The sequence below is a fragment of the Corynebacterium sp. HMSC036D03 genome, from assembly GCF_001836185.1.
Lineage (GTDB): Bacteria > Actinomycetota > Actinomycetes > Mycobacteriales > Mycobacteriaceae > Corynebacterium > Corynebacterium simulans.
The window spans coordinates 104,184-127,684 of sequence record NZ_KV827708.1; the positions used below are offsets into that span (position 1 = coordinate 104,184).

Here is a 23,501-nt window from a genome sequence, read left to right on the forward strand (position 1 = left end):
GCTATACCCACGCGTGACATCCAGCGCGGATAACCATGCTGTTGGGGGTGAGTTTCTTTAAGAGGATGTTATTCAGCTTTAAAGTGACCTAAATAAAACCCGGGGGGATCACTTTCGCGGGCACGTTCCGGATTGTAAGCTCATCCTAGTTCGATTTAGTCAAGCCTAAGTTAACTTGGCTATTGTTCGTGAGCAAAGGACTTTCTTTCATGACCCATTTCAACGTGCCCAAGTACTCCGTCCGCATTGCGGCAGCCACCCTGGCCATGCTCGCATCCGCGACTGCGTTGAGCGCGTGCAGCAGCAACGAAGACACCTCCGCGTCCACCGGCTCTACCGGCGCCGCGGGGGACACTGCTGTGACCATCACTGACGTCGCCGGCCGCGAGGTCACCTTCGACAAGCAGCCTGAGCGTATCCTTCTGGGCGAGGGCCGCGGGCTCTTCGCCACCTCGATTCTCAACCGCGAGGATCCGCTCGAGCACGTCGTGGCTCTGGGCAAGGACCTGCATGAGGCGGCTCCGAGCTTCGAGTCCAAGTTCGCCGAAACCAATGCGGCGTACAAGGATCTGCCGACCATCGGCAACATCGCCAAGGGCGACGTCACCGTGGAAAACCTGCTCGCGCAAAAGCCGGACGTCGTGGTCATGACGCTGGACCACAAGGAGGGTGCGGAAAAGACCGGCTTTCTGGACAAGATGGACCAGGCCGGCCTGAAGTACGTCTTCACCGACTTCCGCCAGAAGCCGCTGGAAAACACCCCGAAGTCCATGGAGGTCTTCGGCCAGCTCTTCGGTCACGAGGACAAGGCCGCAGAGTTCAACAAGTTCTATACCGGCAAGGTTGATGACATTAAGTCCCGCGCGGAAAAGGCAGGCAACAAGCCGCGCACCCTGGTCTGGCGCGCGGCGGGCCTGAAGGATTGCTGCTCCACGGTCAAGGACTCTAACCTAGGTGACCTGGTTAATGCCGCCGGCGGCGAGAACTTGGGCGATAGCCTGCTGGACACCGAGTCTGGAGATCTTACCGCAGAAAAGGTGCTTGCTGAGCAGCCGGAGCACATCATCGCCACCGGCGGCGCATGGGCCAAGGACCCGGAAAAGCCGGAGGTCCTGCCGCACGTGGAGATGGGTTACGCGGCCAAGGAAGAAAAGGCGCAGGAGACCCTCGAGGGCCTGCTGAAGACCCCGGGCTTCGAGCAGCTTAAGGCCCCAAAGGAAGGCAACTTCCACGCTGTCTACCACCAGTTCTACGATTCGCCTTTTAACATCTTCGCCTTGGAGCAGTTTGCCGTGTGGATGCACCCAGAAACCTTCAAGGACTTAGACCCAGAAAAGGACTTCGCCGAATTCCACAACAAGTGGCTGCCCATCGACTACAGCGGCGTTTTCTTCACGACCAAGAACACACACAAGCACTAGAAAATGGCACTTTTGACCTCTTCTGAGAGTTTGCAGACTGACCAGAAAACCGAAACCAAAACCGACACCCACCAGGTAATCGCCGAGTACCGCAGCAATAACTTCCGCAAGGTGCTCATCATTGGCGCGCTGGTGCTGGCTGCCTTCGTGGCCTTCGTCATCGCCACGGTGGTCGGCCCGATTCACCTTTCCCCGATGGAGATGCTGCGTGGCATTTTCTCACCGGGCCAGGTGGATGAGACTACCCGCACGGTCCTGTGGAACCTGCGCCTGCCGGCGTCGGTTATGGCCGTTCTCATCGGCGCCGCACTGGCGCTATCGGGCGCGCATATGCAGACCATTCTGGATAATCCGCTGGCGGAGCCTTTCACCTTGGGCATTTCGGCAGCAGCCGCTTTCGGTGGCGCGGCCTCAATCGTGTTGGGCTGGACCGTGCTGGGAAATCCGCAGTTCAATCTCGCGGCCGTCGCTTGGCTGTCGGCTCTTGTGGCCGTGGCCATCGTCGCGGGTGCGGCGGTGTGGCGCGGTGCTAGTGCGGAGTCAATGATTCTGCTGGGTATCGCCCTCGTTTTCTTGTTCCAGGCACTGCTTTCGCTGATGCAATACAGCGCCTCGACTGAAGCCCTGCAGCAGATCGTCTTTTGGACCATGGGCTCCCTGCAGCGTGCGAATTGGATGTCCAACCTGATCATCGCAGTCACCTTGCTGGTTGCCATTCCTTTCACCATGCTTAACGCGTGGAAGCTCACGGCGCTGCGCCTGGGCGACGAGCGTGCGGCGGCCCTCGGCATCAACGTGCAAAAACTGCGCGTTCTAACCCTCGTCGTGGCCTCCTTGCTGGCCGCTAGCGCTGTGGCCTTCGCCGGCATCATCGGCTTCATTGGCTTGGTTGGCCCACACGTGGCCCGCTTATTGGTGGGCGAGGATCAGCGTTTCTTTGCGCCGGCCTCCATGGCGGCGGGCGCGATGCTGCTGGCGGGTGCCCACGCGGTATCGATCACCATCATCCCCGGCGTTGCCGTACCCATCGGCATCATCACGGCGCTCGTTGGTGTTCCTTTCTTCGTGCTGCTCATCTTCACCAAGAGGAGGATCAAGTGCTGAAAGTAGAACAGGCATGCGTGAACTTTGGCAAGCGGGAGGTGCTCAAAGGAGTTGACTTGCCCGAGCCTGAACCCGGCACCATCGTCGGACTCATCGGCCCCAACGCGGCCGGCAAGTCCACCTTGGTCAAGGCCATCGCCGGCATTCAGAAGCTGACTTCGGGCACCTGCGATACTGGTGGCGCCAACGTGGGCTACGTGCCGCAGGATCTTCTGACCAGCGCCTCGCTGACCGCCTTTGAATCGGTGGTCATCTCCGCTAAGCGCGGCTCCGTTAACGCCTTGGAATCGGCAGTGCAGGCACTCGAAAAGCTCGGCATCGTTCACCTCGCACACCGCTACGTTCACCAGCTTTCCGGCGGACAGCGCCAGCTCGTGGCCGTGGCGCAGATGCTGGCCCGCGAGCCAGACCTGATGCTGCTGGATGAGCCGACCTCCGCGCTCGACCTGCGCCATCAAGTGCACCTGCTGGATACCTTGCGCAAGGAGGTCTCCCGCGGGGCAGTGGCGTTGGTAGCTATCCACGATCTCAACCTGGCCGCGCGCTATTGCGATGAGCTCGTGGTTCTCCACGGCGGCCGCGTGCATGCCCACGGCACCCCGGCAGAGGTGCTGAACACCGAGCTGCTGGGTGAGGTCTATGGCATCCATGCCCGCGTCATCGATGATGAAGGCGTGCCCATGGTCTGTCCTGTCGAGGCTAGCTTCGGTAAGCTTGAGCCTCATGAGCCAACTCACTCGAGATGAAGAACGAGACCAAGTACTAAAGCTGGCGCGTCAGGCGAAGAAAGTTGCGCCGCAGTTCGCGCAGCTTTCCACCCCACGCAAGAATGAGATTCTTGTGCGCGCTGCTGAAAACCTGGTGGCCCGCACCCCTGAGATCCTCGAGGCCAATGAGCGCGACGTCGCCGCTGGCCGCGCGGCCGGGATGAATGATTCTTTAATCGACAGGCTCTCGCTCGACGCCGCGCGCGTCGAAGGCATCGCCGACGGCCTGCGCCAGGTCGCCGCCCTGCAGGACCCGGTAGGGGAGGTACTGCGGGGCCACAACATGGACAACGGCATCCAGATGAAGCAGGTGCGCGTGCCGCTCGGCGTCATGGGCATGGTCTATGAGGCCCGTCCGAACGTCACGGTGGATGCCTTTGGCCTTGCGCTCAAGTCCGGCAACGTGCCGCTGTTGCGCGGATCTAAGTCCGCACGCAACTCCAACGAGCAGCTCGTGGAGATCCTCCAGGACACCCTGGCGCACTTCGACCTTCCGCGCGAGGGCGTGCAGCTCCTGCCGTGCGAAAGCCACGATTCGGTGCAGGATCTCATCACGGCGCGCGGGCTTGTCGACGTCGTGATTCCCCGCGGTTCTGCTCGCCTCATCAATGCGGTGGTGGAGGGCGCTACCGTCCCCGCCATTGAGACCGGCACCGGCAACTGCCACTTCTACATCGATGCCAGCGCCGACCTCGACAAGGCCATCGCCATGGTCATCAACGGCAAGACCCGCCGCCCTTCGGTTTGTAACTCCACCGAGTGCGTGCTGCTCGACGCCGCGCTTGCCGACGCCGCGAAACTTCGCGTCATCACCTCCCTTCAGGAGGCAGGCGTGGTCATCCATGGCGAGGTCGCCGAGCTCGAGCAATTCGGCGTGGCCAATGCTGTGGAAGCAACCGACGAGGAATGGCGTGAGGAGTTCCTGAGCAACGACATCTGCGCCAAGGTGGTTGACGGCGTCGCTGGCGCCATCGCGCACATCGCCGAGTACACCACCGGCCACACTGAGGGCATCGCCGCTCAGGACGCCGATGTTCTGCTTAAGTTCGCCAACGAGGTCGATGCCGCCGCCGTCATGCTCAATGCCTCCACCGCCTTTACCGACGGCGAGGTTTATGGCATGGGCGCGGAGATCGGTATCTCTACCCAGAAGCTGCATGCCCGCGGCCCGATGGCTTTGCCGGAGCTGACCTCCACAAAGTGGATCCTGCAGGGCAGCGGTCAAACTCGACCTTAAAACATGCATCTATCTTTTTCTCGTTTCCTCTCTTCCCGAGGCCTGCCTTCCCAATCGCTGTCCTTCTTGGCTGCCTCCACAGTTGCTCTGGGCAGCGCCTTCGCAGTTGCCCCACATGCAGCAGCTGAGGAGAGCGCCTGCCCCGACGTCGTGGTGCTCGCCGCACGAGGCTCTGACCAGGACAAGGACCACGGCGAGTACTTCGGCCCGCAGCAATACTCGGAGCACTCCGCGCCCTCAAACGGCTACGAGGGCCCGAACCTCGCAGGCCTTTTCCACTTAGTAGAAAAGCGTCATCCGGGAACCATGGACCGCGTCTTCGTGCTGGCCATGGATGACAAGGCCTATCCGGCAGAAATGGACCTGCCGGCGCTGGCAGAAGACGGCGAGAACCTCAACCCGATTCAGACCGTGCAGCGCCTAGCGCTCATCGTGGGGCAGCACCCGCTCTACGAGCTCATTCCTTCTGTCTTGTTCGGCTTTATCAACAGCGTGCAAACCGGCATGGCCAATGCGCCCAAGGTGGTCCAAGACTACGAGGCGAGCACCGGCTGCGCACCGAAGTACATAACGGCTGGGTACTCGCAGGGCGCCATCATCACCACGAGTGCGGAAAAGTCCCTCCCGCGGCTGCATGCAGCCATTACGTTGGGAAATCCACTTTCCCTGCCGGGCGATCCCAACGTCATCGGCAGCCCAGCCCGCGGTGGCGGACTACTGGAATTGGCCCCAGCGCACATGCGTCCAGAAAGCGCGGTGTTGCCCGAGGGGCAGCGCTTGAACTACTGCCTGCGGGACGATTTCGCCTGCGACCTCTCGGTGGCGTCGGCAAGCGCGGCTCTATCCACCAAGGCCTCGCGGCATGCTTCCTATTTCACCCAGGCGCCCACGCCCGCCGATGAAAAAGTAGCCGATACCTTTGCAAGCTGGGTAGAAAGCGCACGTATAATCTCCACTCATGACTAGTCCACAGCGCATTGGAATCATGGGCGGCACTTTCGACCCCATCCACAATGGCCACCTCGTGGCCGCCAGTGAGGTGGCCTACCGCTTCCAACTGGACCAAGTGGTCTTCGTGCCCACCGGCCAGCCGTGGCAGAAGGAGGGGCGCGACGTCACCGCAGCCGAGCATCGCTACCTGATGACCATGGTGGCAACCGCCTCGAATCCGCGCTTTACCGTCTCCCGCGTCGACATCGACCGCGAGGGCCCCACCTACACCATCGATACCCTGCGTGACCTGCGCGAGCTTTTCCCCGATGCCGAGCTCTACTTCATCACCGGCGCCGATTCCCTGGCCTCGATCATGAGCTGGCACGATTGGGAGGTCATGCTAGAGATGGCCAACTTCGTCGGCGTCACCCGCCCCGGCTACGAACTCAGCAAGGATATGCTGCCGCTGGAATCCCAAACCGGGATCGAACTCATCGAAATTCCCGCCATGGCCATTTCTTCCACCGATTGCCGCAAGCGCGCCGGGGAAGGCGAGCCGGTGTGGTATCTCGTGCCGGATGGGGTTGTCCAATACATCGCTAAGAACAATCTTTATGGGCCTAATCCTGATAAGCCTTTATAGAATTTGGGAAAAAGAATTCACGGAAATAGCCAAACGCACCTCTTACGTGCGAAACTGGCAGAACTAAAAAGTATTCGAAGATATTTGGAAGATATTTGAAGGAAAGCACATGTCCGTTACTGATGTAGCCCGCAAGATGGCTGAAACCGCGGCGCACGCTGCTGACGAGAAGCTGGCCACGAACATCGTGGCTATCGACGTCTCTGACGTGCTTGCTATCACCGAGATCTTCGTGCTGGCATCCGCCGAGACCGAGCGCCAGGTGGCCTCCATCGTGGAGGAAATCGAAGACGAGCTGACCAAGCTTGGCCACGAGCCAAAGCGCCGCGAAGGCAACCGCGAAAACCGCTGGGTACTGCTGGATTACGGTCACATCGTTATCCACGTCCAGCGCAACGATCAGCGCGAGTTCTATGGCCTCGATCGCCTCTACCACGATTGCCCGATCCTGGAGATCGAGGGCATCGAGACCCCGGAGCGTCCGGGCGAGTGGTCCGACGAGGTTAACCTGCGCGAAGTTGAGTCCATCGATGAGATCCCACTGGCTCAGCCGGAGCCGGAAGAGGACGAGGAGTACTAAACCTTGTCGCGCCGCCTGCTTCTGATCCGCCACGGTCAGACCACTTATAACGCCACTGGCCGCATGCAGGGCCACCTGGACACGGAGCTGTCCGAGCTGGGGCTTGCACAGGCCAAGCAGGCAGCAGATCTGCTTGCGGAGCAAGGGATTTCCGCGATCGTGTGCTCGGATCTTTCCCGTGCCCGCGCCACCGCCGGCGTCATTGGTGAACGTTTGGGCCTGGAGCCTACTGTCGACGCCCGCCTGCGCGAGACGCACCTGGGCAAGTGGCAGGGGATGTCCTCGGCGGAAGTAGATCGCGACTACCCCGGCGCCCGCGCCATCTGGCGTCACGATCCCACCTGGGCGCCGCCGGAGGGCGAGTCGCGGGTGGACGTCGCCAAGCGTGCGCGTCCCGTCATCGACGAGCTGATGCGTGACCCGGAACCGTGGGCCGAGGGCACCGTGTTGGTGGTGGGGCACGGCGGTGCGATTGCAGCGTTGACCTGCCACCTTTTGGGCCTGCGCCACGAGCAGTACTCCATCCTTTCGGGCCTGAAGAACACCCACTGGTCCCAGCTGACCGCCCGTCCGGACTTTGATCCAGCGAATCCGCAGGCCTCCCTCGAGTTCACTGCGGGAAACGTGGACGGCGCCAAGTGGTACTTCGACGGCTGGAACATGGGGGCAGGTGACTAGTGGCCGTCCGCATCGTCACTGATTCCGCCGCGGGGCTGCCGCCAGACATCGTGAAAAACCTGCAGATTCGAGTAATCGATTTGCACGTCATGGACGCAGACGGCGAGCAATCTACCTCGGGTCTTACTGCGCTGGAGCTCGCGGCCGCATACGGTCGCGAAATGGAACGCTCCACCGACGACGGCATTGTGGCCATCCATCTGTCCAAGGAACTTTCTTCCACCTGGTCTGCCGCGGTGACGGCTTCGGGCGTGTTCCCCGATACCGTCAAGGTGGTCGAGTCCGGCTCGGCGGGCATGGTGATTGGTGCCGCGGCGATGTCTGCGGCGACCTTGGCGCGTGATGGCGCCTCGCTTGAGGAGTGCTACGAGGCGGCGCTGGATACGATCAAGCGCGGCCGCACCTGGGTTTACCTCAACTCCACGGAGGAACTGCGCCGCTCCGGTCGCCTTTCTACCACCACCGCGATGCTCTCCACTGCACTTCTGGCCACCAAGCCCATCATGTCCATCGTGGGCGGCAAACTGGAGCTCGTGGGCAAGACCCGCACCCAGACTAAGGCTTTTACCAAGCTGGTCGATCTCATCGCCTCCCGCGCCGATGGCGAGCCCGTCTTCGTGGCATTGCAGCACAACGACGCCGAGGAGTCCGCCGAGCGCCTGCTCGAACTGCTCGAGATAGCCCTGCCGAAGGGCTCTTCCTTCATGGTCGAAGAACTCACCGAGGTGCTCGCCGTGCATGCCGGCCCCGGCGCCATCGGCGTATCGGTGGTCTTTAGCAAGGAACCTCCTGAATCGTTGACACGAACAACAAGTTATCCACAGGTTTTTAAATTGCCTCTAGCGCATTAACTGCGCCGCCTTTTAGCGTCGAGGGCATGCCGCATATTAGCGATCGCCTTCGGGAACTAACGCGCCCCACCGGGGAAGAGGACCTGCTCAACGTCACCTATCCGCGCCCGCGCGTGCGCATTCCGCCGTGGCTTGCCTGCGCCATCGCGGTGTTGGTTGCTGCGGGTGTCTTGGCGTGGCTGGGTATTACGAGCCGGAACGATCCTTATGCGGTTTCCGTTTCCGAGGCTACGAGCAGCGCCGCTGCACCGAGCTCCCTGGTGGTCTCCGTGGTGGGGGAGGTCGAAAACCCCGGCCTTGTCACGGTGGCGCCGGACGCCCGCATTGCCGACGCCCTCGATCATGCCCACCCGCGCCCCAGCGTGGACCTCCTCAACCTCAACCTGGCCAAACGGCTTAGCGACGGCGAGCAAATCGTCGTCGGCCTGCCCGCACCCGCCCCAGCCCCGGGCGAGCCGCAGGAAGGCGGTCTGCTCAGCCTGAACTCAGCCACCAAGGAGCAGCTGATGGAGCTGAAAGGGGTGGGGGAGGTCACGGCGGAGTCCATTTTGAGCTTTCGCGAGGAATCCGGCGGTTTTACCTCGATTGAGCAGCTGATGGAGATAAGCGGCATTGGGCCTGCAAAGTTCGAGGCGCTCAAAGACCAGGTGCAATTATGAGGCAGCTGCGCCTGCTGCCGGCCGCGTGTGCGGTGTGGCTGGCCACGCTCTTAAGCTTTAACGGCGCGTGGTGCTCCTTAGTGCCGCTAGTCTGTCTAGTCCTGTGGTTCTGGCAGCGCGGCCAGGCGGTGCTCACCACGGGCCTTAGCGCCTTGGCCATCGCCGTGACTAAGGTGCGCATTTCCCGCGCGGGCCCGCTTGGCGACGTCCTGACCGGCACCGTCATAACTGAGCCCACCGAGGTGCGCTTTGGCTGGCTGCTGCGCCTGCGCGTGCCTGGCTATCCCTTTCAGGTACCTGTGTTTAGCGACGAACCCGCTCCAGCCGGGGCCCAAGTGACCGTGGACCATGGCACCATCACTTCGCTTACCCCGCCGGATTCTTTGGCCGCGCACGTGGCAGAGAACTTCCGCGAGCTGGTCAGCATAAGCGTTGGCCCTTCCTCACAAGGCCTGCTGCCGGGCATGGTGCTGGGGGATACCACCTTGCAGACTGCGGCAGAAAAGCAGCTTTATATCGACACCGGGTTGTCACATTTGAGCGCGGTATCCGGCTCGAACGTGGCCATCGTGTGCAGCGCTGCCGCCTTGTTGGTGAAGGGACCACGGCTGCGGGTCGCGGCGTCGCTTAGCGCATTGTGCATCTTCGTGGCTTTGGTGGGGTTTGAGCCTTCCGTCCAGCGCGCGGCCGTGATGGGCCTGGTGGGACTACTCGCGGTTTTAAACTCCGCGCGCATGGAGCCGATGCATGGGCTCAGCCTGGCTATCATCGTGCTGCTTTTTATCGACAGCGAGTTGGCCAAGAACTTCGGGTTTGCGTTGTCGGTGGCGGCGACCGCCGGAATCGTGGCGCTCTCGCCGTTGCTTTATCGCCACCTGGCGGTGATTGGATGGCCGGATATCTTCGTCCGCGCGCTCGCCGTGGCAATTGCGGCCGACCTCGTGACGATGCCGATCATTGCTTTGATGTCCGGGAAGGTATCGGTGGTCTCGGTACTTGCAAACGTGCTGGTTGCTCCCGCGACTGCTCCCGTGACCATCCTGGGATTGCTGGCAGCCCTCTTCGCGCAGCTGGGCCCGCTTTCCGTGTTGGGCGCCGGGGTGCTGCGCCTAGCCGAGCCTTTTACCTGGTGGATTAACACCATCGCCCGCGGCTGCGCGGCCTTGCCGGTCAGCACCGTTGACGCTAGCCCTTTCCTGGTGTTGCTGGGCTACGGCTGGATAGTGGCGGGCATCCTCTACAAACGCCCATTGCTCACACTTGCCTGCGTGGTTGCATTCCTGTGGCCGAGGCACTTTGATACCCCGCAGGCACCGATACATGTGGTGGCCACTGAGGAAGACATCGAGCCCATTCCGCCGGGCACACGGAGCATCATTGTTACGCAAGATTCGCCGCCCGATTACCCCACGCGCACAGCAGATGGAATCGCAGTTTTCTACCGCTAGAATTGCTCCTATGAATCAGGTCCATCTCATCCTTGGCGACGACGAATTCCTCACCGAGCGTGCCCGCCTTTCCATCCAGAAGGCGGCCGGGGAGGGAGTCGAGGTGGTCCGCCTCAAGGCTTCTGAGGTCTCGGAGGGGGAAATCGCCATGGCGACCAGCCCCTCCCTGTTTGGCGATAACCGCGTCATCGTCATCAGCGACGTCGAAAAGGTGGGCAAGGAACTCACCCAAATCCTCCTTAAGGCCGTCGCCGATCCAGGCCCCGGCATGACCTTGGTGCTCATCTACAGCGTGACGGCCAAAACTCTCAAAGGTAAGAAGAAACCACCAGAGCTCGTTGCCAAGCTGCGCAAAGTAGGCGAGGTGCACGAGGTGTTCTCGCTCTATCCCAACGAGCTGGGTACCTGGGCCACCCGCGAGTTCGCCTCGCACGGGGTACGGCCAACCCCCGACGTCGTCCAGGCCGTGCTCGATGGCGTGGGCTCCGATCTGCGTGAGCTGGCCTCGGCGATTTCCCAGCTGGTCTTCGATACCAACGGCAACGTCACCCGCGAGGCCGTGCACAACTACTACGTCGGCGTGGCTGAGGTGGCGAACTGGGACATCGCCGACGCCGCCGTAGCCGGGCGCGTGGAAGCCGCCGTCTCCACGTGCCGGCGCGCTCTCCAATTAGGTGCCTCGCCCGTTGCCATCTCGGCGGCGCTGGCGAATAAGGTAGGCGCAATCGCCAGGCTCTATTCCGCCCGCGGCGACCAGTACTCTTTGGCCAAGGCAACCGGCCTTGCTCCTTACGTGGTGAAGCTGACTCACCCGGTGGCGCGCCGCTGGTCGGAGGATTCCGTGAACAAGGCAGTGGTGCTCATGGCCGAGCTCGATGCCGCAGTCAAAGGCCAAGGCGGCGACGAAGAGTTTGCGGTAGAGGCCGCTGTGCGTAGAGTAGCCGAGCTTGCGCGATAAACTACTTCGCATGGAAGACATCCAAGAGTTTGCCTCGAAGCTTTTTGATTTCGCACGCAATGGCGACGGCACGTTGCTGGAGTACATCGCCCAAGGCGTGAACCCGAACATGGTCAACCAGGACGGCCAGTCCTTCGTCATGTTGGCGGCATACAACGGCCATGCGGAGCTCGTGACCAAGTTAGCTGCCGCAGGCGGAAACGTGAACCTGCTCAATGACCGCAATCAATCCCCGCTGGCAGGCGCAATTTTTAAGAAGGAAGATGCGGTGATCGAAGCCCTCTTAGCAGCCGGTGCCGATCCGCAGGCCGGCCAGCCTAATGCCTTGGATTCTGCCCGCATGTTCGGCCGCGAAGATTTGATCGAGCGCCTTTCATGAGCTGGTCCGCGTTTGCGTTCCTCATCGCCATGAACATGGTGGGCGCCCTCGCGCCGGGACCAGACATCGTACTGGTGACCCGTTACGCCACCCGCTCGCGCAAGCATGCGGTTGCGGCCGTCACGGGCACTCAGGTCGGCGTGCTTTTCTGGTGCACGCTCACGGTGTTCGGCGCGGCGGCGTTGCTGACCGCATTCCCGGGGCTGCTCCGCTTCATTCAGGGCATCGGCGGCTGCTTCCTCATCTGGATGGGCCTGCAGAATGTTCGCACGGGCCTGGCGCAGCGCAAACAGCCGGCGTTGAACTTAGACGAGGCGGTATCGCGGTTGGGTAGTGTCAAGCAAGTCTTCCGCACAGGGCTTTTCACCAACCTTTCGAACCCGAAAATCGTGCTCTACTTGGCGGCGATGATCGCGCCTTTGCTGCCGCCGCACCCGCCGCTGTGGCTGGCCGCGGGGCTCGTGCTGAGCATGGGCATTTCCAGCTACTTGGTCTTCGTGACCGTTGCAACGGTGATTTCCACCAACGCTATCCGACGCCGCCTTCTTGCCGCCGGACCCATCATCGACATCGCTTCGGGTTGTTTCTTCGCCGTGGCCGGTGTGGGCCTAATTATTGCCGCTATAACAGGCTAAGTTGCTGCGGCGCGAAAAGCTCTGCCACCCACTGCGACCACGCCACCACGGTTTGGGCGCGGCGGGGAAGCGTAGAACCAGAGATATTTAGGTCGGCCGCCTCCATGATGGCCACGGCTTCTTCCTTGCTCAGCATGCGCTGCTTCTCAGCCACGGCGGCCACCATCTCGTGGAAGACAGGCCGGCTAGCTAGCGCCTCGATGAGCTGTAGGTTGCGCCCGTCGCGGGTATCGGCCAGCTCGATTCCCTCGACCAGCTCATCCTCAATGCGCATTAGGCCCAAGTAACGGCCAGCATTCAAGTAATAGTCAGCCTGGCGGTGGCTAAACCCAAAGCGCTCGGGAATCTCCGCCTTGGGCAGTGGCAGCATCTCCCAGAGGCTGACCACGCGCGCAAAGGAATCGGCCTGGGGAAAGGGAATGTCCGCCTCGCGTGTGCTGCTACGCCGTAGGACCGCCTTGACGGATTCGGTGTTGAGCTCGGATTCGCCGAGCATATAACGTGCGGCGGCCTCGAGCTGGATGCTGCGGAAATCCTCCGCATCGCTGAAACGATAGCGATACAGGTGGAAGATGCCGTTGGAATAGACCAGGTATACCGGCACAACTTCCTTTCCCAGCTGTTGGCTAAAGCGCCGGAAAGGCAGATAAAGCTGGCGAATGTTGAAATCGGGTGAGATGTGATTCTTGCACTCGATGAGCACCAGGCACTCGGGCGCCTCAAACCCGCCGTCTATTTCCATCTGCGCACGGTCCACCACGAGCTCCTCGCCGCGCAGGCGCATGCTGACGGTGCCGGTGGACATGCGCCCGGCCACGGTGGCATGCAGCTTATCGACGCCCAGGAAATCCTGCAGCACTCCCGCAATCACCGCGGCATTGAGCACGAGGGTCTCGGAGCTTAAATTGTCGAAGTCAAGCGATTCAACCCCTTGCGGAACGGGCAGCGTCTTAAGCGGCGTCACGGTCTCCGGAAAAGGCTCGTAGACGTCGAAGTTGCCCACGACGTATCCATCGCGCCGGATGGGGAAGATGCTTAAGTTGTGCTCCTGGAAAATCTCCGGGCGGGAAGCAGAAAAGTCATGTTTGGCCAGAAGGCGCGGCTCTCGGCCACCCTTTTCTTTGAGCTGTTTGGCGCTAAATTCCACGAAGCCTTCGCGTTCGATGCGTGCCAAGGTCTCGGCGTCGAGGATGCGCTGCCATGCGACGTCGTTAAGCCGTGCCATAGTTACGCACCAATACTTCGTCGACTTTGCCGCGCTTGGATGCCACGGAATTGATGGCGCGGGTGGCCCCTACGATGTCTATCTCGTAGGCGGAGTAGATCTCTTGGATGAAATCCGTGGCGGAGTTCGATAGCAGGAACTTCACGCCGGCTGCGTCGAGTTTGTCGCAGACTTCCTTAAGGCGGAGCTGATCCTCGCGGCCGAAGCCGCCGGACTGATACCCGGTGAAGTTGCTTGTGGGATTGACTGGGTCATAGGGAGGATCGAGATAGACAAAGTCCCCCTCTTTGGCGTCTTGCAAGATGGCGGCATAGTCACCGGTGTGGAAGGAAACCTCGTTGTCATTGAGGTACCCCGATACCCCGCGCAGGGTCTCTTCGTCACAGATGGCGGGGTTGGCGTAGCGGCCGAAGGGGGAGTTGAACTGCCCGGCATTATTGACGCGGTAGAGACCGTTGTAGCAGGTCTTGTTCAGGTAGATGGTGCGCGCGGCGCGTTCGGTGCGCGTCATGTGTGCGAAGGAAGAATCGCGGTCTTTGCCGCGCATCTCGTAGAAGAAGTCTTCCTCGTTGGGATAGGTGCTTAGCAATGAGATGAGTCCGTCAACATCGTCGCGCACGGTCTCGTAGACGTTGATGAGCTCAGAGTTGAGATCGTTGACCGTGGCCTTTTCCGGGGTCAAAGAAAACAGCACCGCGCCGCCGCCCAAGAAGGGCTCGTAGTAATGGTTAAACTCCGGCAGGGCAGCGTGGATTGCGGGCAGGAGCTGGCGCTTTCCGCCGACCCACTTGAGGAGCGGCTTGATGGTGTGCTGCTTGGCAAGACTCATAGCTCAAAATCCTAGCGTGCTCGCCGGACACGTTCGAAAATCAGTGCGGATCTTTCGGAGTGGAGATTAAAAAATGCCCTCCCTCTTGCGAGGAAAGGCATTAAAAGTCAGGCTTTAAAAAGCTTAGGCCATCTTGTTGAAGGCGTTAGCCATACCGGACTTCTTGTTGGCAGCCGTGTTGCGGTGGAAGACTCCCTTGGACACGGACTTGTCCAGTGCGCGGGAAGCAACGCGGAGCTGCTTCTCAGCACCTTCCTTGTCACCAGCGGTGACAAGATCGCGGAACTTGCGGATCTCGGTGCGGACTGCGGAACGGACAGCCTTGTTGCGCTGACGTGCCTTCTCGTTGGTGAGAATGCGCTTCTTCTTGGACTTGATGTTTGCCATTTGAATTACCTCTTGGAATCGAAAGTGATTGAACTGCAACCAACCTGCCGAACATGTCCTGCATCTGAATTAATGCGCGGCGTTGATGTTCGATGAGCGGACCCAAGGTCCTGACCGCCCCGACCAACGCGCCCGGAAAGTAAGTAACCTACAAAAAGTTAGCAGGAGCTGGGATAAAACCCAAATCACGCCCAGTGATAGCGGGAACGCAAACGGTTGGCGATGCGCTCAAAGCGGCGCTCCGGGAAAAGAGTGCCTTGGCGGCGGCATTCTTCCTCAGAGATTTCGAGGATGCGATCTAGGCGTACCCAGCACTGCCTGCCGCTTTCGTCCCACTCGCCGGTGCCGATGTCGAGCCATTCTTCCTCGTGCGCGTGGTTTGGATTTGGGGAGATCAAAAGCCCCAAAACAGTGGTGCGCGTGCGGGAGATGATGAGCACGGCGCGTTCGTGCGGCGGTGATTGCTTGCCGTCGGAAGGCGCCCAGACCCACACCACCTCGCCGGAATCGGCTTGGCCATCCATGTCGGGGGAGAAGCAAACGGTGCGCGGATGCGAGGAGGTGGTTTCGATGCGAATCTTTGCTGCTTTGCGGGGTTCGCGGTGCTCAGCAGCATTATTCATGCCTAGCCTGTTGGATATGTGAGCAAGGCCGACGTCGACTGGCTCGCGTTCTGCGATGCCAAGCGCCTGCCTTAAGCGGGTAAGTGGGTTGCCGCTAGTCATGTCGACTATTGTAGACGCATGTCTAAAAACTTTGCGGCCACTACGTTTACGGATCTTTCCCAGATTCGAAACTTCTGCATTATCGCCCACATCGACCATGGCAAGTCGACGCTGGCTGACCGCATCCTGCAGTTCTCGCAGGTCGTTGACGCGCGCGATATGCGCGATCAGTACCTCGACAACATGGATATCGAGCGCGAGCGCGGCATTACCATTAAGGCGCAGAACGTGCGTCTGCCCTGGGTTCCGCGCACCGGTGAGCATGCGGGCGAGGAGTTCGTCATGCAGATGATTGATACGCCGGGCCACGTGGACTTTACTTACGAGGTCTCCCGCGCGCTCGAGGCATGTGAGGGCGCTATTTTGCTTGTCGACGCCGCCCAAGGCATCGAGGCGCAAACCCTCGCCAACCTTTATCTGGCGATGGAAAATGATCTGGAGATCATCCCGGTCCTCAATAAGATTGACCTCCCCGCTGCGGATCCGGAGAAGTACGCCCTCGAGATCGCCAACATCGTCGGCTGTGAGCCGGAGGACGTCCTGCGCGTGTCCGGCAAGACGGGCGAGGGCGTCGAGGAGCTGCTCGATAAGCTCGTGGATTTGGTGCCAGCGCCAACCACGGATGCGCCTGCCGACGCCCCCGCGCGCGCCATGATTTTCGACTCCGTCTATGACACCTACCGGGGCGTCGTCACGTATATCCGCATGATGGACGGCAAGCTGACCCCGCGTCAGAAGGTCACCATGATGTCTACGGGCGCAAACCATGAGCTGCTGGAGGTGGGCATCGTCTCGCCGACCATGCGCAAGTGCGAGGGCTTGGGTCCGGGCGAGGTTGGTTACCTGATTACGGGCGTGAAGAATGTGCGTGAGACCAAGGTCGGTGACACCGTTACCTGGGCAACCAACGGCGCTGAGGAGCCGCTGAAAGGCTATGCGGACCCGAACCCGATGGTCTATTCGGGCCTTTTCCCAATCTCCCAGGCGGACTTCCCAGACCTGCGCGATGCGCTGGAAAAGCTGCAGCTAAACGACGCCTCCTTGACCTTCGAGCCAGAGACCTCCGTTGCTCTAGGCTTTGGCTTCCGCTGCGGCTTCTTGGGCCTTTTGCACATGGAAATCACGCGCGACCGCTTGGAGCGCGAGTTTGGCTTGGACCTGATTTCCACCGCGCCTTCTGTTACCTACCGCGTGGTTGCAGAAGACGGCGCTGAGTCCCTCGTGCACAACCCTTCGGATTGGCCGAGCGGCAAGTTGCGCGAGGTCTACGAGCCAATCGTGAAGATGACCATCATTGTGCCGGAGCAGTTCGTGGGCCCAACCATGGAGCTGTGCCAGTCCAAGCGCGGCCAGATGGGCGGCATGGACTACCTCTCTGAAGACCGCGTAGAGCTGCGCTACACCATGCCTTTGGGTGAGATTATCTTCGACTTCTTCGACATGCTGAAGTCTCGCACCAAGGGTTATGCTTCGCTGAACTATGAAGAGGCTGGGGAACAGCTGTCTGATCTGGTCAAGGTGGATATCCTGCTCAACGGTGATCCGGTCGACGCCTTCTCTGCCATCGTTCACCGCGATTCGGCGCAGTGGTACGGCAACAAGATGACGAAGAAGCTTAAAGAGCTCATTCCGCGCCAGCAGTTCGAGGTTCCGGTCCAGGCCGCCATTGGCTCCAAGATCATTGCGCGTGAGAATATCCGCGCTATGCGCAAGGACGTCCTGGCGAAGTGCTACGGCGGCGATATCTCTCGTAAGCGTAAGCTGCTGGAGAAGCAGAAGGCTGGTAAGAAGCGCATGAAGTCCATCGGCTCGGTATCTGTTCCGCAGGAAGCGTTCGTGGCGGCGCTTTCTACCGACGGTGAGGGTTAATACTGCGCTTATCGACGTCCCCGGGGAGTAGCCGGGGGCTAATTTTTCGAACACTCTTGCGGATGTCTGGGGTGTTTTGTATCTTGGGTTTGTACAGCTTGGAGGGGAAGCTGACCGGCATCGCCGGATAACAGAAAATAAACCTAGGAGACTTCGATGGACGGACCCTACTTCGCTCCACTGAATCCAAAGAACCAGGCCGGGCGGGCTTTTACGGAAAGCAATCGCCTCAACTGGCTCGCACTGCAATCGATCATTCCGCAACCCGGTGACGACGCTGACCTAGCCTTCAACGACGTCTCACGCAACCTCGGCATCACTTCCTATAAAGCCGAACATCTTTACTACGGCATCCGCAAACTTTCTTTTCTACCGAAACTTACTCGTCTCAATAAGCTCGATTGGTTCCTTGATTTTGACCGAATCCTCGCCGTCGGCAGGGCTCTACAAGGCGTCGAGGAGCGCGTCCTGCCCCATGTCGACGATGCCTTGGAGGAATTGTTTACGCCCAGCCGTGCCAACCAGCGCCTGCCGGAGGCTTCGCGCATCCGCAGCGTAATTTCTGATGTCCTCTCTTTGCACAATTGTTTGAAGGGCGAAGACGAAGAAGAACGTGACCGCTATAAACTCGAGCGTCATGCAGGCCGCGGGGAGTTTACAGCCAACCTTGACGCCGTGACCGCCGAAAAAATCGACCGCGTCGTCCGCAAACGCGCCGAGGACGAAGGAATTTCCTTCGCTCGCGCACTTGCTTCCTGCGTGCTCGAGCCAGTTGAACAAAAGGTCGTGATTAACCTTTTCCAGCAGGCAGAAACCACCCTCGCGTTCGCTCCGGGCTATGGCTACGTCACCCCGCCTGCAGATGCCTCCTATCGCAACATCGCGCCAGCACAGACCGAGACTTATCGTCCCACCGCCGGCATTCGCGCCTTCGTGGAGGCCCGCGATGGAACCTGCCGCGGCCCGGGATGCAGTAAGCCAGCCCACCGCAACCAGCTCGATCACCGCGTTCCCTATGGCGAAAATGGCCCAACTTCCACCGATAACTTGGTCAGCCTCTGCCAGCACTGTCACAACATCAAGACTGATGGCCGTGCCTTCTACATCATGGACCCAATTACCGGGGAGATTTATTGGCTCTTCGAAGACGGCCGCTGGGAATCCAATTCTCCAGAGGGTGTGCTCGTGCCAGACACCGCGAACTGGCGCCAAACCGTTGCCCAAAGGATGGAAGCCTGGGAAGCGAGAGGAGGGGTACTCTCCTTTGCTTGATACGGGGTAGGTCCCATGTAGGCTCGATGGTCAAACCCGGGAAGGATTGATTCATGGAACCCATCAAGAAGAAGGCACCTCGCCACGGCCAGCAGCTTCCACCGCTGCCAGTTACCGCTGCCAAGATTGGTGAGCGCATTGCCAGTGAGGTGTTCTTGGAGGAAGGCCAAAAGCTCTTACCGCAGCTGCAGGAATTCCGGCGGGATATGCACCAGAACCCAGAAATCGGGCTCGAGCTTCCGCGGACGCAAAAGAAGGTCCTCGAGGCGCTCAAAGGCCTGCCGTTGGAGATTCAGGTCGGCCAGGATTTAAGCTCCGTGGTCGCGGTCCTTCGCGGCGGCAAGCGCGGCCCACGGCCGGTTTCGGTGCTGCTGCGCGCAGACATGGACGCCTTGCCGGTCCGTGAGCAGACGGGCGATCCTTTCGCTTCCACCAACGGCATGATGCACGCGTGCGGCCACGACCTTCACACCGCCGGGCTCATCGGAGCGGTGAAGTTGCTGTGCGCGCAGAAGGAGCACTTGCTTGGCGACGTCACTTTCATGTTCCAGCCCGGCGAAGAAGGCCCCGGTGGTGCGCTCCCGATGATCGAAGAGGGCGTCCTCGATGCGGCGGGGCGCCGTCCGATTGCTGCTTATGGCCTGCATGTCGGCCCGCAGGATCGCGGCACTTTCCACCATATTTCCGGGCCCATGATGGCATCATCGTCGAATCTGAAGATCACTGTCTATGGCAAGGGCGGCCACGGTTCGCGGCCGCATGACGCCATCGATCCCGTCGCAGCGCTGGGGGAAATTCAGATGGCCTTGCAGGTTGCACTGACTCGCCGCTTCGACGCCAACGAGCCGATCGTCATCACGGTGACTAATCTGCGCGCTGGCGACGGCGCCATCAACGTCATCCCTGATCACGCCATGCTCGGCGCCACAGTGCGTGTGCTGCGCGATGAAAAGATTGAGCAAGTGCGCCAGATGGTTGTGGAAGTGGCCAGTTCTGTCGCGGCGTCGCATAGATGCACCGCGAAGGTGGATTTCGAGGTTCTGTATTCCGCAACCAAAACCAACCCGCGCGAGAATCAATTCGCCGCGACGCTGTGGGGTGGCATGTTCGGAGCAGAAAATGTCATTCCGATGGAAACGCCCATGATGGCTTCGGAGGACTTCGGCGGCGTACTAGCGCAGGTACCTGGCACCTTTATGTGGTTCGGCACCGTCAATCCGGATACCCCGGAGCACCTGCGCGAGTGGAATCATTCGCCGCTGGCGAGGTTCGATGATTCGGTGCTCGGTGACCAAGCCGCAGCACTCGCCGCCGTAGCCTTTGAGCGCTTGGCTGCCGAAGACGCGCATCCTTCGCCGGCAACAAGAGTGATGCGCTCTGCGGTGGAGGGCGTTGAGTAGTACAAGATCGCCGAGATAACAATGCAGGTCAATGCGCTGAGCAGGGTTTGGCCCCACCCCACATTCTCAGCGTTAACGTCCACAAAGCCCAAGATGCCAGCAGCAAAAAAGACGAAGTTATTGCACGCATGAATCACGCATCCGTACTCGATCCCGTTCGTCTTCACCGTGAGCACGCTTAGGCAGACGGCGAAGACAAAGATATCAACAAGCCCGATCCAGTTATAAGTATGGCCTGCCACAAATAACGGAATCGAGGGCAAATAGGCCAACCACGGCGAGCGCAGCCACCGGCCGAATACCTGGGGAAGCAGACTGCGAAAGATAACTTCCTCCGTCACTGACTGCAGCGGCACCAAGATGACCGCCAGCCCCAGCATCAATAGAGCGTTTGGAGCAGGGGAGAATCCATTTCGGAGAATCGGAAGAAAGCTCAACAGCGTAACGGGCAACGCCACGAGAAGGGCGCGCCGGGCGTAATCCCACCGAAACCGACCATCACCTGACCACACCGTGCCGGGCCGGCGTCGGCAAAAGGCGCCTGGGAGGAACACAATGATGGAGAGCATCATGATGCTAAATGGCAGCGGCGCGTTCATGTCGTCGAGATTTGAGTCTGGCGCGAAAATTGCGTAACCGATCATGAGCGCGACGAAGAGCACGGCGCTCAGCACCGCCCAAAAGAAGAAGTAAAGGATCGGGCGTTTTAAACAGCGATGAAAAGTCATGACTAAACAGTCGCTGGTAATTAATCATCCCTAAGAATGAGTTTGCGGCCTTTAAGGTATGAATCATGACTAGGAACCGTTGGCAGGTAGCTTTCATCGTCGTGCTCTGCGTCCTAGGCGGGTGCTGCTTTGGGCTGATCGGTATCGGCATCGACTTAGAAGACATGGGGGTGCCCAACATCGATCCGCAAACCGATAGAGCCTATGCCGGCTTCGTTTGCTTGAGTTTCATCGCTGGGGTGGTTTCGTGCGGTTTGCTGCCATGGGCCATTTCTCATGATCCGCGGGAGCTGGAGAAATCTGACTTCCCAGGAACGCGGAAGACCTTCGTCTGCGGGGTTGTCGTGATTGCTTGCGGCTTTTCTTATTTTGCCGTGCTATCTCAGCTGGTGGCCATGGTGTCCATGACATCACGGAGGTCCGTGAAGTGGTCGGTGGCGGCAGTAGTGGCGTCGCTTAGCTATCTCGCTGTCTATCCTCTCAACCCTGCGAGTGAGTTCGAAGGCTGGTTGGAATTTGGCATCGTTCCAGTACTCGTAATCGTGCTTCTGATCGGCATGCAGCGCGGCAAGAACCGCGAGAAGCAACAGAATCTACAGCGCGAAATTCGGGAAGAGATAGCGCGTGACATGCACGATTCACTGTCGCATCGGTTGTCGCTGATTGCCGTGCATGCAGGGGCATTGTCTTTTCAGAACGAGCAGGTTTCCAAGGAGTATTCCGCGGCGGCGGAGACGATTCGCCAAGAAGCGAATGCTGCAGTGCAGGATCTGCGCGCTGTGCTTTATGCTCTGCGGCAGGAGGCAACAGAAGATCCACGAGCAAGCATCGAAACGCTCATTCGAGATGACAACGTTAAGCTGCGCTATTCCACTGATCCAGGCATAGTAGAAAGGCTCGATACCTTAGGCCAGCACACGTTGTATCGAGCGGTCCAGGAGGCAGCCACCAATGCCCGCAAGTACGCGCGAGGAAAGCCGGTGCTTTTCGACGTCGCCAAGCGCGGCCCCAATCTCGTGCTCACCGTATCCAACCCGCATACGGGTCCAGTGGGGCGTGGCTTTGGGCTGCGGGGTCTGGCTGAGCGCGCGGAACTTATCGGAGGAGAATTTCGGATGCTGGAGGGAGATGAATTCGGATGGGAATTGCAGCTGCCGACGAAGCGCTAAAGGTGGTGCTGGTCGATGACGAGGCGCTATTGCGCAGTGGCCTGCGGCTCATGCTGGCCAATGCCGGTATCGAGGTGGTGGGGGAGGCCTCTAATGGCAAGGATGCGATAGCAGTGGTGCTGGACGCGCTTCCCGACGTCGTGCTCATGGACATTCGCATGCCCGTCATGGATGGTATCGAGGCGCTGGGGAAGTTGCCGGCGTCGATTCCTGTGGTGATGTTAACCGCTTTCGATACCGACGAATTTATTGTCGATGCGCTCCAAGCCGGTGCCGTTGGATTCCTATTGAAATCGACGCCACCGGAAGCGCTTGTTGCTTCCATTCGCGCGGCTGCGGCAGGCCAACCGATGCTCAGCCGCGAGGTACTTGAACGCCTGCTCTCCCCGCGGCCAAAGCGGAAGAACAGGCGGCTGGCGCACCTTAGCGACCGCGAGATGGAGATTGCGGAGCTGGTGGCAGATGGGTTAAGCAATCAACAGATTGCAGAGCAGCTTTTTATTTCGCTACCGACAGTAAAGACTCACGTGCAGAAGATTTTGAAGAAACTCGGCGGGACGAGCCGCGTTCACGTCGCGATTGCCGTATTTGGCGGACGATAAACCAGAGCGCTGCGATCCAGATTGCCCCCACTACCACTAAAGTTGCAATGGGCAACCAGAGGCTCTCCGGGAAGGTGGCATCCAGCGAGGGAAAGAGGTTCGTGAAGAAGTGAACCGTGACGCCGCCCATCCAACCGGCGAGTGCGCGGCCACGGGCCAAGCCATATGCCGCGATGCCGGTAAAGAGGGAGTGTGCGAAGGTGCAACTCATAAACCTCATGAGCACCCCAGTAGTGGCGCCCATGAGATCTGAGTCGAGGTCTTTCAGCGTTAGGTGTGCGATGAAGGTGCAATCCTCCACGATCGCAAAGCCCATGCCTACGGCGATACCGACGTAGACGAAGTCGCGAGTGCGTTGGGGCTTAATGAAGTAAGTACAGATGAGCAGAACACCAATGAACTTCAGAGTCTCTTCAGTAATTGGCGCGAAGCCAGCGGCATCTAGCCACTGCAACTGCAGTTTTTCCAAGATGGTGGTGAAGTGCGAGTTGAAGAAGACAGCCGGGCCGGTGCACGCCGCGCCCCAGAGCATGCCTAGGGCCGTGCCGCGGTGGCCTCGGAACGCGAGCCAGGAGGCACAAGTCCAGATCGCCACATGGATGAGTGCAGCGATGAGGCTGGCGGTGACGTAAGACTGGTTAAACTCGAAGTGCACGGAGTAGGCGAGACCCGCGGTAGCGAGCACATAAAATAGGTATTTCATTATTTGACCTCCATTTTGTCTGCATAGCGGGCGGCGTCAGGCCCCTCGAGATGGAAGAACAGCTTCTTATCGTCGGAGTCGTACAGGACGGTTACCTTGTCGCCTTCGTCGAGGCGATAGAGATTTTTCTGAGGCTGACGTACCGGGGCATCCGAGAGGAAAGGGGTATCGAGAATATAGCGGTGCTTTCGTAGTAACGCAGTTTCAGGTTCCCCGAAGGTCTGGCCGGGGTCAGCGCCGATGGTGGTATCCCCGCATTCCCATCGGGGGGTGTTCCTATATAGGTTGTCAACTCCGTG

Annotated in this window: 25 protein-coding genes and 1 pseudogene; 19 read left to right on the plus strand and 7 right to left on the minus strand. The window is 60.0% G+C overall.

Annotated features, from left to right (window positions below; all coding sequences use genetic code 11):
* Nucleotides 1-209: 209 nt before the first annotated feature.
* From HMPREF2692_RS00475 to HMPREF2692_RS00540, 14 genes are all read left to right on the plus strand, one after another.
* A complete protein-coding gene (locus HMPREF2692_RS00475; protein ID WP_070822387.1) occupies nucleotides 210-1,421 on the plus strand; it encodes an ABC transporter substrate-binding protein in 1,212 nt (403 codons plus the stop codon).
* A gap of 3 nt (nucleotides 1,422-1,424) precedes the next feature.
* Complete coding sequence (locus tag HMPREF2692_RS00480) at nucleotides 1,425-2,525, plus strand: FecCD family ABC transporter permease (RefSeq protein WP_083286075.1); 1,101 nt, start codon at nucleotides 1,425-1,427, stop codon at nucleotides 2,523-2,525.
* Nucleotides 2,519-3,271 (plus strand): ABC transporter ATP-binding protein, encoded by a 753-nt coding sequence (locus HMPREF2692_RS00485; protein WP_070455908.1) that lies wholly within the window; start codon nucleotides 2,519-2,521, stop codon nucleotides 3,269-3,271. Before HMPREF2692_RS00480 ends, HMPREF2692_RS00485 begins: the two co-directional genes overlap by 7 nt.
* Nucleotides 3,249-4,529: a glutamate-5-semialdehyde dehydrogenase gene (locus HMPREF2692_RS00490; RefSeq protein ID WP_070455909.1), complete on the plus strand. Its 1,281-nt coding sequence runs from the start codon at nucleotides 3,249-3,251 to the stop codon at nucleotides 4,527-4,529. Before HMPREF2692_RS00485 ends, HMPREF2692_RS00490 begins: the two co-directional genes overlap by 23 nt.
* A 3-nt stretch (nucleotides 4,530-4,532) precedes the next feature.
* On the plus strand, nucleotides 4,533-5,495 hold the full coding sequence (locus HMPREF2692_RS00495) for a hypothetical protein (protein ID WP_070433012.1): 963 nt from the start codon (nucleotides 4,533-4,535) through the stop codon (nucleotides 5,493-5,495).
* Nucleotides 5,488-6,105, plus strand: a complete 618-nt coding sequence (gene nadD, locus HMPREF2692_RS00500) for a nicotinate-nucleotide adenylyltransferase (protein WP_070433013.1) — start codon at nucleotides 5,488-5,490, stop codon at nucleotides 6,103-6,105. The genes HMPREF2692_RS00495 and nadD overlap by 8 nt, the downstream gene beginning before the upstream one ends.
* 109 nt (nucleotides 6,106-6,214) lie before the next feature.
* Complete coding sequence (gene rsfS, locus HMPREF2692_RS00505; RefSeq protein ID WP_061924072.1) at nucleotides 6,215-6,685, plus strand: ribosome silencing factor; 471 nt, start codon at nucleotides 6,215-6,217, stop codon at nucleotides 6,683-6,685.
* Nucleotides 6,686-6,688: 3 nt separating this feature from the next.
* Nucleotides 6,689-7,363, plus strand: coding sequence for a histidine phosphatase family protein (locus HMPREF2692_RS00510; protein ID WP_070433014.1), 675 nt, complete (start codon nucleotides 6,689-6,691; stop codon nucleotides 7,361-7,363).
* Complete coding sequence (locus HMPREF2692_RS00515) at nucleotides 7,363-8,214, plus strand: DegV family protein (RefSeq protein ID WP_070455910.1); 852 nt, start codon at nucleotides 7,363-7,365, stop codon at nucleotides 8,212-8,214. The genes HMPREF2692_RS00510 and HMPREF2692_RS00515 overlap by 1 nt, the downstream gene beginning before the upstream one ends.
* 26 nt (nucleotides 8,215-8,240) lie before the next feature.
* A complete protein-coding gene (locus tag HMPREF2692_RS00520) occupies nucleotides 8,241-8,873 on the plus strand; it encodes a ComEA family DNA-binding protein (RefSeq protein WP_070433016.1) in 633 nt (210 codons plus the stop codon).
* Nucleotides 8,870-10,321 carry a ComEC/Rec2 family competence protein gene (locus HMPREF2692_RS00525; RefSeq protein WP_070518728.1) on the plus strand — a complete coding sequence of 484 codons (1,452 nt, stop codon included), beginning with the start codon at nucleotides 8,870-8,872 and terminating at the stop codon, nucleotides 10,319-10,321. Before HMPREF2692_RS00520 ends, HMPREF2692_RS00525 begins: the two co-directional genes overlap by 4 nt.
* 10 nt (nucleotides 10,322-10,331) lie before the next feature.
* On the plus strand, nucleotides 10,332-11,279 hold the full coding sequence (gene holA / locus HMPREF2692_RS00530) for a DNA polymerase III subunit delta (RefSeq protein ID WP_210385651.1): 948 nt from the start codon (nucleotides 10,332-10,334) through the stop codon (nucleotides 11,277-11,279).
* A gap of 10 nt (nucleotides 11,280-11,289) precedes the next feature.
* Nucleotides 11,290-11,658, plus strand: coding sequence for an ankyrin repeat domain-containing protein (locus tag HMPREF2692_RS00535; protein WP_061924057.1), 369 nt, complete (start codon nucleotides 11,290-11,292; stop codon nucleotides 11,656-11,658).
* Nucleotides 11,655-12,293, plus strand: a complete 639-nt coding sequence (locus tag HMPREF2692_RS00540; RefSeq protein WP_061924054.1) for a LysE family translocator — start codon at nucleotides 11,655-11,657, stop codon at nucleotides 12,291-12,293. Before HMPREF2692_RS00535 ends, HMPREF2692_RS00540 begins: the two co-directional genes overlap by 4 nt.
* On the opposite strand, the gene HMPREF2692_RS00545 is transcribed toward HMPREF2692_RS00540, so the two are convergent.
* The 4 genes from HMPREF2692_RS00545 to HMPREF2692_RS00560 form a co-directional block, all read right to left on the minus strand.
* Nucleotides 12,280-13,518 (minus strand): type II restriction enzyme, encoded by a 1,239-nt coding sequence (locus HMPREF2692_RS00545; RefSeq protein ID WP_070822389.1) that lies wholly within the window; start codon nucleotides 13,516-13,518, stop codon nucleotides 12,280-12,282. The genes HMPREF2692_RS00540 and HMPREF2692_RS00545 overlap by 14 nt on opposite strands.
* Entirely contained in the window at nucleotides 13,505-14,347 is an 843-nt protein-coding gene (locus tag HMPREF2692_RS00550; protein ID WP_201040739.1) for a DNA adenine methylase, read from the minus strand. Before HMPREF2692_RS00550 ends, HMPREF2692_RS00545 begins: the two co-directional genes overlap by 14 nt.
* A gap of 123 nt (nucleotides 14,348-14,470) precedes the next feature.
* Nucleotides 14,471-14,734 (minus strand): 30S ribosomal protein S20, encoded by a 264-nt coding sequence (gene rpsT, locus HMPREF2692_RS00555; RefSeq protein WP_070455913.1) that lies wholly within the window; start codon nucleotides 14,732-14,734, stop codon nucleotides 14,471-14,473.
* Between the two features lie 185 nt (nucleotides 14,735-14,919).
* Entirely contained in the window at nucleotides 14,920-15,459 is a 540-nt protein-coding gene (locus HMPREF2692_RS00560; protein ID WP_062037877.1) for a type II toxin-antitoxin system PemK/MazF family toxin, read from the minus strand.
* 18 nt (nucleotides 15,460-15,477) lie between these two features.
* Here HMPREF2692_RS00560 and lepA point away from each other — a divergent pair, with 18 nt between their 5' ends.
* From lepA to HMPREF2692_RS00575, 3 genes are all read left to right on the plus strand, one after another.
* Nucleotides 15,478-17,328, plus strand: a complete 1,851-nt coding sequence (gene lepA, locus HMPREF2692_RS00565; protein WP_070455914.1) for a translation elongation factor 4 — start codon at nucleotides 15,478-15,480, stop codon at nucleotides 17,326-17,328.
* Nucleotides 17,329-17,484: 156 nt separating this feature from the next.
* Entirely contained in the window at nucleotides 17,485-18,600 is a 1,116-nt protein-coding gene (locus HMPREF2692_RS00570; RefSeq protein WP_061924035.1) for an HNH endonuclease signature motif containing protein, read from the plus strand.
* 53 nt (nucleotides 18,601-18,653) lie between these two features.
* Nucleotides 18,654-20,000: a M20 metallopeptidase family protein gene (locus HMPREF2692_RS00575; protein WP_061924032.1), complete on the plus strand. Its 1,347-nt coding sequence runs from the start codon at nucleotides 18,654-18,656 to the stop codon at nucleotides 19,998-20,000.
* 122 nt (nucleotides 20,001-20,122) lie between these two features.
* On the opposite strand, the pseudogene HMPREF2692_RS13515 reads toward HMPREF2692_RS00575, so the two are convergent.
* Nucleotides 20,123-20,728, minus strand: a pseudogene (locus HMPREF2692_RS13515) (lysostaphin resistance A-like protein); the annotation flags it as partial.
* A gap of 65 nt (nucleotides 20,729-20,793) precedes the next feature.
* Here HMPREF2692_RS13515 and HMPREF2692_RS00580 point away from each other — a divergent pair.
* Nucleotides 20,794-21,897 (plus strand): sensor histidine kinase, encoded by a 1,104-nt coding sequence (locus HMPREF2692_RS00580; protein ID WP_070822391.1) that lies wholly within the window; start codon nucleotides 20,794-20,796, stop codon nucleotides 21,895-21,897.
* The gene (locus HMPREF2692_RS12475; protein WP_083291062.1) at nucleotides 21,867-22,499 is read left to right on the plus strand and encodes a response regulator; all 633 of its coding nucleotides are present in this window, start codon (nucleotides 21,867-21,869) and stop codon (nucleotides 22,497-22,499) included. The genes HMPREF2692_RS00580 and HMPREF2692_RS12475 overlap by 31 nt, the downstream gene beginning before the upstream one ends.
* Here HMPREF2692_RS12475 and HMPREF2692_RS00585 read toward each other — a convergent pair.
* Both HMPREF2692_RS00585 and HMPREF2692_RS13060 read right to left on the minus strand, forming a co-directional pair.
* Nucleotides 22,396-23,202, minus strand: coding sequence for a PrsW family glutamic-type intramembrane protease (locus tag HMPREF2692_RS00585; protein WP_070498077.1), 807 nt, complete (start codon nucleotides 23,200-23,202; stop codon nucleotides 22,396-22,398). The two genes, HMPREF2692_RS12475 and HMPREF2692_RS00585, sit on opposite strands and share 104 nt — an antisense overlap.
* The coding region (locus HMPREF2692_RS13060) for a hypothetical protein (protein WP_070822393.1) at nucleotides 23,202-23,501 on the minus strand (300 nt) is incomplete at its 5' end. The genes HMPREF2692_RS00585 and HMPREF2692_RS13060, both read right to left, overlap by 1 nt.

Coding starts and splice junctions, on each gene's coding strand:
- HMPREF2692_RS00475 (WP_070822387.1), top strand. CDS start 210: ATGACCCATTTCAACGTGCCCAAGTACTCCGTCCGCATTGCGGCAGCC.
- HMPREF2692_RS00480 (WP_083286075.1), top strand. CDS start 1,425: ATGGCACTTTTGACCTCTTCTGAGAGTTTGCAGACTGACCAGAAAACC.
- HMPREF2692_RS00490 (WP_070455909.1), top strand. CDS start 3,249: ATGAGCCAACTCACTCGAGATGAAGAACGAGACCAAGTACTAAAGCTG.
- HMPREF2692_RS00495 (WP_070433012.1), top strand. CDS start 4,533: ATGCATCTATCTTTTTCTCGTTTCCTCTCTTCCCGAGGCCTGCCTTCC.
- nadD (WP_070433013.1), top strand. CDS start 5,488: ATGACTAGTCCACAGCGCATTGGAATCATGGGCGGCACTTTCGACCCC.
- rsfS (WP_061924072.1), top strand. CDS start 6,215: ATGTCCGTTACTGATGTAGCCCGCAAGATGGCTGAAACCGCGGCGCAC.
- HMPREF2692_RS00520 (WP_070433016.1), top strand. CDS start 8,241: ATGCCGCATATTAGCGATCGCCTTCGGGAACTAACGCGCCCCACCGGG.
- HMPREF2692_RS00525 (WP_070518728.1), top strand. CDS start 8,870: ATGAGGCAGCTGCGCCTGCTGCCGGCCGCGTGTGCGGTGTGGCTGGCC.
- holA (WP_210385651.1), top strand. CDS start 10,332: ATGAATCAGGTCCATCTCATCCTTGGCGACGACGAATTCCTCACCGAG.
- HMPREF2692_RS00535 (WP_061924057.1), top strand. CDS start 11,290: ATGGAAGACATCCAAGAGTTTGCCTCGAAGCTTTTTGATTTCGCACGC.
- HMPREF2692_RS00540 (WP_061924054.1), top strand. CDS start 11,655: ATGAGCTGGTCCGCGTTTGCGTTCCTCATCGCCATGAACATGGTGGGC.
- HMPREF2692_RS00545 (WP_070822389.1), bottom strand. CDS start 13,518: ATGGCACGGCTTAACGACGTCGCATGGCAGCGCATCCTCGACGCCGAG.
- HMPREF2692_RS00550 (WP_201040739.1), bottom strand. CDS start 14,347: ATGAGTCTTGCCAAGCAGCACACCATCAAGCCGCTCCTCAAGTGGGTC.
- rpsT (WP_070455913.1), bottom strand. CDS start 14,734: ATGGCAAACATCAAGTCCAAGAAGAAGCGCATTCTCACCAACGAGAAG.
- HMPREF2692_RS00560 (WP_062037877.1), bottom strand. CDS start 15,459: ATGACTAGCGGCAACCCACTTACCCGCTTAAGGCAGGCGCTTGGCATC.
- lepA (WP_070455914.1), top strand. CDS start 15,478: ATGTCTAAAAACTTTGCGGCCACTACGTTTACGGATCTTTCCCAGATT.
- HMPREF2692_RS00570 (WP_061924035.1), top strand. CDS start 17,485: ATGGACGGACCCTACTTCGCTCCACTGAATCCAAAGAACCAGGCCGGG.
- HMPREF2692_RS00575 (WP_061924032.1), top strand. CDS start 18,654: ATGGAACCCATCAAGAAGAAGGCACCTCGCCACGGCCAGCAGCTTCCA.
- HMPREF2692_RS00580 (WP_070822391.1), top strand. CDS start 20,794: ATGACTAGGAACCGTTGGCAGGTAGCTTTCATCGTCGTGCTCTGCGTC.
- HMPREF2692_RS12475 (WP_083291062.1), top strand. CDS start 21,867: ATGGGAATTGCAGCTGCCGACGAAGCGCTAAAGGTGGTGCTGGTCGAT.
- HMPREF2692_RS00585 (WP_070498077.1), bottom strand. CDS start 23,202: ATGAAATACCTATTTTATGTGCTCGCTACCGCGGGTCTCGCCTACTCC.